Source organism: Alteromonas aquimaris (assembly GCF_026183695.1).
GTDB lineage: Bacteria > Pseudomonadota > Gammaproteobacteria > Enterobacterales > Alteromonadaceae > Alteromonas > Alteromonas aquimaris.
Window position 1 is genome coordinate 26108 of sequence record NZ_JAPFRD010000001.1, and the last position, 9065, is coordinate 35172.

Here is a 9065-nt window from a genome sequence, read left to right on the forward strand (position 1 = left end):
TCTTTCGTCCTAGGGAGAAGTTAAACCAATACCTTGCTTTACTATCCGTTGTAATATCAAAAGGTTCCCACCTGCGTGGGAACGACGAAGGGGGTACAACCCCGTCATCCAACGATATATTGCCGTGCGTCATCCTTTACACCACAGAAGCTCGTCATCCTCCGTTATACTGTAGTGCGTCATCCTCCGCAGAGGCGGAGGATCTCCATCGTACCAGTGAGAAGCTAAACCAATACCTTGCTCCACTATCCGGTGTTTCATCAAAAGGTTCCCACCTGCGTGGGAACGACGAAGGGGGTACAACCCCGTCATCCAACGTTATATTGCCGTGCGTCATCCTTTACACCACAGAAGCTCGTCATCCTCCGTTATACTGTAGTGCGTCATCCTCCGCAGAGGCGGAGGATCTCCATCGTACCAGTGAGAAGCTAAACCAATACCTTGCTCCACTATCCGGTGTTTCATCAAAAGGTTCCCACCTGCGTGGGAACGACGAAGGGGGTACAACCCCGTCATCCAACGTTATATTGCCGTGCGTCATCCTTTACACCACAGAAGCTCGTCATCCTCCGTTATACTGTAGTGCGTCATCCTCCGCAGAGGCGGAGGATCTCCATCGTACCAGTGAGAAGCTAAACCAATACCTTGCTCCACTATCCGGTGTTTCATAAAAAGGTTCCCACCTGCGTGGGAACGACGAAGGGGGTACAACCCCGTCATCCAACGATATATTGCCGTGCGTCATCCTCCGCAGAGGCGGAGGATCTCCATCGTACCAGGGAGAAGTTAAACCAATACCTTGCTTTACTATCCGTCGTAATAACAAAAGGTTCCCACCTGCGTGGGAATGACGAAGGGGGTACAATCCCGTCATCCAACGTTATATTGCCGTGCGTCATCCTTTACACCACAGAAGCTCGTCATCCTCCGTTATACTGTAGTGCGTCATCCTCCGCAGAGGCGGAGGATCTCCATCGTACCAGTGAGAAGCTAAACCAATACCTTGCTCCACTATCCGGTGTTTCATAAAAAGGTTCCCACCTGCGTGGGAATGACAAAGGGGGTACAACCCCGTCATCCTCCGTTATACTGTAGTGCGTCATCCTCCGCAGAGGCGGAGGATCTCCCTCGTCTCAGGGAGAAGTTAAAACAATACCTTGCTTTACTATCCGTTGTAATAACAAAAGGTTCCCACCTGCGTGGGAATGACGAAGGGGGTACAATCCCGTCATCCTCCGTAGAGGCGGAGGATCTCCATCGTCCTAGGGAGAAGTTAAACCAATGCCATTCTCCACTATCCGTTGGTTCATAAAAAGGTTCCCACCTGCGTGGGAATGACGAAGGGAGGCAATCCCGTCATCCTCCGCAGAGGCGGAGGATCTCCATCGTCCCTGGGAGAAGTTAAATCAATACCTTGCTTTACTATCCGTCGTAATAACAAAAGTTTCCCACCTGCGTGGGAATGACGAAGGGGGTACAATCCCGTCATCCTCCGCAGAGGCGGAGGATCTCCATCGTCCCGGTGAGAAGCTAAACCAATACCTTGCTTTACTATCCGTCGTTTCATCAAAAGGTTCCCACCTGCGTGGGAATGACGAAGGGGGAACGGCGGGGTGGGGCTCAAGATTGTGCCCCTTGCTGCTGTTGGGCGTGAGGATCTATTTAAAGTGCGTCAATGATGTAAGCATTTACTCTACAGCAGCGCCTTAATGACTTTCGCTACGTGATAATCGAGCGGAATGTGTCATAAGCGACGTTGCGGCCACACAGTATTATCGCAACCTTTTTATCTTTTAGTTTAGGGGCATATTCGATTGCCCCTGCTAATGCTACAGCAGCTGCTCCTTCGACTACCAACTGTTCATTTTTAAGCAATTGCAGCAATTGTTTACGGATAGCTTCTTCTGACACAAGCACAGTGTCGTCAATAACCTGTTGGCATACTTCAAACGTGATGGCATCGTCTTCAACGTTGCCAGCAGTGCCGTCAGAAAGCGTAGGGGATTCGTCTACATGAATGATGGCACCTGCTTCCAGACATTTGGCCATAGCGGCAGAGTTTTTGGGCCAACAACCTATAATTTTGGTGGCCGGGCGTGTCGCTTTTAAATGAGCACCTACGCCACCAATCAAACCACCGCCACCCACTGCTAAAAATACTGCGTCTACATCTGGTAATTGATTTAATAATTCCACTCCGATAGTGCCTTGCCCGGCCATAACCATGTGGTCGTTGTAGGGTGAAATATATGTTTTCTCAAGCTTGGCAGCTTCTGTGCGCGCTTGGGTTTCTGCGACTAAACAATCGCCTTCTACTTGTTTCACCTTCGCGCCAAGGTTTTGAATTTTACTAAGCTTTAGCGGGGATGCATTTTCCGGCACATAAACGGTTAAAGACACTGCGGCCGCTTTTGCTGCCATGGCGCACGCCATACCATGATTGCCGGAGCTTGCGGTGATCACGCCAGCCTTTCTTTGCTGTTCGGTCAGGGACAAAATACAGTTAAGCGCCCCTCGGTATTTAAATGAACCAGTCAATTGCATTTGCTCGTGTTTAAGATATACCTGCATTCCGGTCAGGTCAGAAAGTCTGGGATTGTGCTCAAGTAACGTAGAGTGGGGCGGTGATTGGCAATGTTTAAATCGTTCAGTGGCTGCCAATACATCTTTCTCAATACGCGCGATTAACTTCATGATGGTTTCGTCCTTTCTTTTAATATATAAACGCCGCTGTCCCCCAACCCTATCTATTGTTATGAAATTTTGCCAACAGTGGCTAACAAGGTTAGCAAGTAGTTACTTTAGCGGTTGATTTGCGTAAATGCGCTGGTATGCTTTAGGCATAATAACTAAACGTAATAATAATTAAAACGAATCCCAGTGCGCATTAGTGGAACCCCCTATAACTTTATCAAGCGGCTATTTTCGCTGATAACTTTTCGTCTCTTCGTCTTGGCGAGCTTGCTTGGCGGCATAAGCCCCCTAGCAATGGCAAATCCACAGATAATGCTGATAATGGATGATATCGGTTATCGCCACACCGACAGGGCCGCTCTTGCGCTGCCCACAGAAGTGATTTTTTCTATTTTGCCTGCCACCCCCCTTTCTGAAGAGTTAGCGATTAAAGCCAATGCGCAAGGACGGGACGTAATGCTTCATCTTCCAATGGAAGCGCTAAACGGTAAAGCGTTAGGTCCACAGGGGCTGCAGGTTGGTATGTATCCCAGTACAATAAGCAAAACATTTTCTCAGGCTATGGCAAATGTGCCTTTTGCCATTGGCGTCAACAATCATATGGGGAGCAGACTCACGCAGGAAGTGGCGCCCATGTTAGCGTTAATGCAAGAGATAAAGGCCAGAGAGCTGTTCTTTGTCGACAGTAGAACAACGGTGAACAGTGTCGCGGAACAAGTCGCCAAGGAGATGGGCCTACCCGTGGTTTCACGCAATGTTTTTATCGATCATACGTTGACCATAGAAGCGATGGATAAAGCGTTGCAACGATTAGTGTCTTTGGCTAAGCGTAGAGGATTTGCGGTAGGTATTGCTCACCCCCATCCTATCACTGTTCAATTCTTAATGGATGCGCTACCAGTACTGAGTAAACAAGGTATTCAGCTAGTCTCTGCGCAGCAGTATTTCAAACCTGCTACCAGAATGTTAGCGGTGAAACCCCAACTACCTGACCACAGCACCGCCCCACAGTAAGCCTTTATTTTTCCTCGCCTATCCGCTTCATCATTTTACATTCGTCTTCTGGCAAGTAAATCTTATACAGCCTATTAAGGTCATTTAAGGTGGAAAAACTATGTTCTCATGATTCCGAAGGAATCCTCCCAGTTCGCTATAATCAAAACAAGCTTACCATCATCGAAAGTATCGAGTATCAGTGCGAAGTAAGGTAGTTAATCGCTTGCCGTCGCAGAATATAATTCGCGGTGCACAGCATGATAGCTGGCAGTCACCAAGTAATCCTACGAAAATTTAATCAATCTCAATTTTGCATTATCTTCATAATGTTATATTATAACGAAATCAAGTCGGCAACGAGATGGGTTTAAGAGAGTGAAAACCGTGGTAGGAACGCAAGTAATGTTAGACAAGCTCGGCATTTGGGTGTCTTCCCTATGCGCGGTGCATTGCCTATCCCTGCCCATATTAGTCCCCCTTATGCCTTTAGTAGCATCAAGCTTTTTTGCCCAAACCTGGTTTGAGCGTACAATCTTGTCGATTTCTATTCTGGTAGGTTTAGTCGCGTTAGTCAGTGGTGCGTTGCGCCAGCATGGACACTTTTATCCTATCGTATTGTTGGTCACAGGCGGAACGATATATTGGTTTAAAAATATGTTTGGAGAAAGCTTTGAACCCTTTACCATCGCCTTTGGGGCGTTGTTGATAGCTATCGCCCACCTCAGTAATCTACGCTTATGTCGTCAATTTCGACAATCCAATGCACCCTATCCCACTAATCAACTGGCCACGGTTTCGAAGTAACGTTTTGCAAGGGCAGATTAACTATCTGGCATCAGCGAATTGATACATTTCACACTTTCCTAATGCAGCGCGAGCTTTATCCGGCACATTGGTAAAGATGCCATCTACGCCCCACTCACTGAGCATTTGCATATCTTCGACTTTATCCACCGTAAAAACCATCACTTTAGCGTTGAGGGTTTTAAGTTCATCAATGTATTCTTTACTGACCACTTCTAAATCTACATGAAATGAGTAGGCGTTCATGGTGTTTACGAGGTCATGACAGTTTTCCAGTACCCCCGCTGTCAAGATGCCCAATTTGAATTCTGGACGTTTGCGACTGAGTTGGTTTAACCAATGGTGATTGAAAGAAGAAACAATCATGTTGTCCTGAGGAAAACCACTTAACTCCATTGCCTTGTCGAAGTGTCTCAGCCAGGTATCAAGTTTGGTCACTTGCTTGATTTCGACGTTGCAAATGCAATGATGAGGAAGTATCTGCAGGACTTCATACAAAAAAGGAATGGGCTCGCCATTGCCGGCATCTAATGAGCGCAGATAATCAATAGGTTTATCGGCCACCAGACCTTCACCGTCAGTGGTCCGTTCCAGCCAACGATCGTGAAAGACAATCACATGGTTATCCACTTCCATCGTATCGAATTCAATTCCGTCGGCTCCCTGATGAATCGCTAAATCAAATGCACTAAGGGTGTTTTCTGGGGCAGCCTTACTGGCCCCTCGATGAGCAAGAATAAGCATTAGCCAACCTCCTGTTGGTGAGAACGCCCTGTATTGACGGTTTCGTATATGGATGCACAGATGATTAACAAACCGCCGACAAGTGTAGATAACTCAGGTGTTTCATTGAGCAACACCACAGCTAAAAATACGCCATAAAGTGGCTGCATACAGGCAATTAATGAAAAGGTTTTAGCGCGCAGATAAATTAAACAGTTTGCAATAACCGCATGTGGCAGAGCAGTAAAAAGCGTCCCCAGCGTAGCAAGTAGCAATCCGGTTGAAGTGTCTATTTCGGTTAATTCACTGCTGCTAACCGGAATAAGGACGATACAAATAACTAAAATTTGCCACGCCATCGCTTTCGCACCACCATAGTGAGAAAAATACTGCCGGTGAAGGAGGTTCCTCAATGCATAAAGTATGGCAGAGGCGACGCCAATTGCCACTCCTAGCGTCACTTTATTACTTAAATCTGGCGTGGGAACTAAAAGATAAATACCAGCTAATACCACGATAGCACTCACCACGTCCTGCCATTTTAATCGGACCCTTTCGAAAAACGGTTCCATAAATACGGTTATGACCGGAAAGGTAAATAATGCAATTAGACCCACCGATACACTGGCGTATTGCATAGCAGCGAAGTAACTCACCCAGTGCGCGGCCATCAGGACGCCTAGTCCCACTGCAATGAGGTAATCATGTTTGCGCGCTAATTTCAGCGATTCTCCTGTCCACATTAAATAGATGAATAATGTCAGGCAAGCGAAAATAGAGCGCCCGATAGTTATATCGGTGGCGCTTAATGGAATGAGGTGAGAAAACAACGCTGTCCCGCCTAGCAGGACGACCGTAATATGAAGCGTTATTAAGCTTCGTCTGACCGGATCCATTTCCTGATTAGTTTATTCGACGGCAGTCGAAATGCGTTTGGCCATGGGCTGACCTAATCGGGTAACCTGAAGTGGCTGCAAATCTGCGAATTCAATTTTATCTGGTTCAAAACAAACCACGATGGTGGAGCCCAGCTTAAAGCGCCCCATTTCGTCCCCTTTCTTAAGGTGCATGCTGGTTTCGTTGTCGGTTTCATACTTCCAATGCTGAACATTTTTTCCCGCAGGTGGAGTAATCGTACCTGCCCATACCGTTTCGATGCTGGCAACAATAGTGGCTCCAACCAACACCATCGCCATTTTACCTACGGGTGTGTCAAAATAAGCGACCACTCGTTCGTTACGCGCGAATAAACTGGGAATGTTCGCTGCGGTCAGGGGATTTACTGAAAACAGCTCACCCGGAACATACACCATGTCTGTTAGGGTACCGTCGACTGGCATATGAATGCGGTGATAATCTCGCGGTGCCAAATAAATCGTAGCAAATTTACCATTCTGAAACGGCTTGGCTAGTTCTGGCTTTCCGCCCAACAATGTCGTCAGGCTATAATCATGCCCCTTGGCTTGAAACACACTATCATGACGAATGTCACCAGCTTGACTGACCGCACCGTCGACCGCGTGGATTAGTACTTCGTCATTCGCATCAATCGGTCTTGCGTCTTCTTTCAGCGGGCGGGTGAAGAATTCATTAAAGGTTTTGTAATGTGCTGGATCAGAATATAAAGCTTCATCCATATCTACCTTATATTTTTTGATAAAAAGCTTGATTAGTCCTGTGGTTAAACCACCCGCTTCGGCGCTAGCAAGCTTACCTATCAGCCTTGACAACAAATGTTTTGGCAATAGGTACTGAAGATTTACTTTTAACCAGTCCAACACAACAATTCTCCGATTCTAATCTTGGTATTCACTTTTCCGGCGCGATTGTACCCTATCTGTACGTAAATAGTTGTAATTTTGGGTTACCTTAAACATCTAATTGGAGGGAATGTAACTGGGGCGCTGTTCTTCCATAGTGGCCAGAATTTTATGATAACTATCAAGTCGAATTTGACTAATCTCGCCTTTTTCAGCAGCTTCACGAATCATACAGCCAGGGTCGTTCAAATGCTTACAATCGCGGAACTTACATCCGCCTATGTATTGCCTGAATTCGATAAAACCCCAGGTGACCTCTTCTGGGGTAAGATGCCACAAGCCGAATTCGCGCACGCCAGGGGAATCGATTAAATCACCGCCACATGGTAGATGAAGCAACTTTGCCGACGTAGTGGTATGTTGGCCTAAGCCGGATGTTTCAGAGATATCTCCTACCACTTCATCCGCATCAGGAAGTATCTGATTAATTAAACTGGACTTCCCGACCCCCGATTGGCCAACAAAAATGTTGGTTTTTTCACTGAGATGCCGGTTTAAATCATCCAGGCCCTGGCCTGTTTTACAACTGGTAAAAATAATCGAGTAACCTAGTTGGCGGTAAATTTCTAAGCTTTCGTGAAGTTGTTTTTCATCTTCTGTATTCAAAAGTTCAACTTTATTCATCACAATCACAGGATGAATATTGATATGCTCACAAGCCACCAGATATCGATCGATTATGTTCAGAGATACAGTAGGAAGGACGGCGCTAACAATGATTATCTGGTCGATATTGGCCGCTACCGGTTTAACCCCATCGTAATAATCAGGACGGCTCAGCATGCTGCGACGATCTTTTACAATTTCAATCACCCCGTTAAGCGTAGCTTTGGTGTGCTGATCTTTCGATATCAGAACGTCATCACCACACACCACAGAGTCTATAGTGCGTCTGATATGGCAACGGAAAATATCGATATTGTCTGCTAAGCGTACTTCGACATCTGCATGTTTACCAAATCGTCCCACCACTCGACCTTCAATCAAATCAGCGCTGTTGACTGCTTCCTCTGAAGGCCCATTTTTCAACCTTTTGTTGCGGTTTGCTGCCACCTGTCGTTGCTGGCGGTGGGTCAATTTAGGTTTTTTAGCCACGATATCCTGATAAATTAGCGTATACTTTGGCAATCATACCGTTTGTTGAGCGTGCATGCTACGCCTATACACCGAGGACTTTATGACAAAAGACAGTAAAAATCTGGTTTGGATAGATATGGAGATGACCGGGCTGGATCCTGAAACATGCAAAGTGCTGGAAATCGCAACAATTGTAACCGATGCCCAATTAAACATTTTAGCAGAAGGCCCCGTTATCGCCGTGCACCAGCCAGATAAGGTATTAGATAACATGGACGAATGGTGCGTGCGGGTACATGGGGAAAGTGGATTAACCAAACGTTGTCGAGAAAGTACGTTTTCTGAGCAACAAGCCGCTGATGCCACGATTAAATTCTTAAATGAATATGTTGATAAAGGTGTCTCCCCCCTTTGTGGTAATACCATAGGTCAAGACCGACGCTTTATGGTCAAATATATGCCTGAGCTGGAAGAGTATTTTCACTACCGAAGCATTGATGTTTCCACCATTAAGGAACTAACTAAACGCTGGAAGCCAGAGGTGTTAAGCGGTTTCACAAAAAAAGGTGTGCATTTGGCGTTGGACGATATTCGCGAGTCGATAGAAGAACTTAAGTATTATCGTGAACATGTATTTAGTATCTAAAATCCCTACTGTGGCAAAAAAAATGTAATTAGCTATTGCGTTAACAAAATATTTTTGTAAAATGCGCACCTCTTCAAGCAATACGATGTTTGAAGAGGTGTTATCTATGCGGGAATAGCTCAGTTGGTAGAGCACAACCTTGCCAAGGTTGGGGTCGCGAGTTCGAGTCTCGTTTCCCGCTCCAAATCTTCATTTCTTTTTCGAATCTTCCTTTGTGAAAAATTACGGTTATCCTATTAAGCGCACAAGCGGGAATAGCTCAGTTGGTAGTGCACATACCTCGTCACGACAGTGATTGCCAAGGT

At 46.1% G+C, this 9065-nt stretch carries 8 protein-coding genes and 1 tRNA gene; 4 read left to right on the forward strand and 5 right to left on the reverse strand.

Going from position 1 to position 9065, the window contains the following annotated elements; translation table 11 throughout:
* Nucleotides 1–1719: 1719 nt before the first annotated feature.
* A complete protein-coding gene (locus OPS25_RS00160) occupies nucleotides 1720–2694 on the reverse strand; it encodes a threonine/serine dehydratase (RefSeq protein ID WP_265615618.1) in 975 nt (324 codons plus the stop codon).
* A 294-nt stretch (nucleotides 2695–2988) separates the two neighbouring features.
* Here OPS25_RS00160 and OPS25_RS00165 point away from each other — a divergent pair, with 294 nt between their 5' ends.
* Both OPS25_RS00165 and OPS25_RS00170 read left to right on the forward strand, forming a co-directional pair.
* A complete protein-coding gene (locus OPS25_RS00165; RefSeq protein ID WP_265615619.1) occupies nucleotides 2989–3708 on the forward strand; it encodes a divergent polysaccharide deacetylase family protein in 720 nt (239 codons plus the stop codon).
* A gap of 384 nt (nucleotides 3709–4092) precedes the next feature.
* Nucleotides 4093–4494 (forward strand): MerC domain-containing protein, encoded by a 402-nt coding sequence (locus OPS25_RS00170; protein ID WP_265615620.1) that lies wholly within the window; start codon nucleotides 4093–4095, stop codon nucleotides 4492–4494.
* A 21-nt stretch (nucleotides 4495–4515) separates the two neighbouring features.
* On the opposite strand, the gene OPS25_RS00175 is transcribed toward OPS25_RS00170, so the two are convergent.
* From OPS25_RS00175 to rsgA, 4 genes are all read right to left on the reverse strand, one after another.
* Entirely contained in the window at nucleotides 4516–5238 is a 723-nt protein-coding gene (locus tag OPS25_RS00175) for a glycerophosphodiester phosphodiesterase (RefSeq protein ID WP_265615621.1), read from the reverse strand.
* Nucleotides 5238–6113: a DMT family transporter gene (locus OPS25_RS00180; protein ID WP_265615622.1), complete on the reverse strand. Its 876-nt coding sequence runs from the start codon at nucleotides 6111–6113 to the stop codon at nucleotides 5238–5240. The genes OPS25_RS00175 and OPS25_RS00180 overlap by 1 nt, the downstream gene beginning before the upstream one ends.
* Before the next feature lie 12 nt (nucleotides 6114–6125).
* Nucleotides 6126–6998, reverse strand: a complete 873-nt coding sequence (asd, locus tag OPS25_RS00185; protein ID WP_265615623.1) for an archaetidylserine decarboxylase — start codon at nucleotides 6996–6998, stop codon at nucleotides 6126–6128.
* A 96-nt stretch (nucleotides 6999–7094) separates the two neighbouring features.
* A complete protein-coding gene (gene rsgA, locus OPS25_RS00190; RefSeq protein WP_265615624.1) occupies nucleotides 7095–8132 on the reverse strand; it encodes a small ribosomal subunit biogenesis GTPase RsgA in 1038 nt (345 codons plus the stop codon).
* An 82-nt stretch (nucleotides 8133–8214) separates the two neighbouring features.
* Between rsgA and orn the strand changes: the two genes are divergently transcribed.
* Both orn and OPS25_RS00200 read left to right on the forward strand, forming a co-directional pair.
* Nucleotides 8215–8760: an oligoribonuclease gene (gene orn, locus OPS25_RS00195; protein ID WP_265615625.1), complete on the forward strand. Its 546-nt coding sequence runs from the start codon at nucleotides 8215–8217 to the stop codon at nucleotides 8758–8760.
* 108 nt (nucleotides 8761–8868) lie between these two features.
* Nucleotides 8869–8944: transfer RNA gene (locus tag OPS25_RS00200), tRNA-Gly, on the forward strand.
* Nucleotides 8945–9065: the final 121 nt, after the last annotated feature.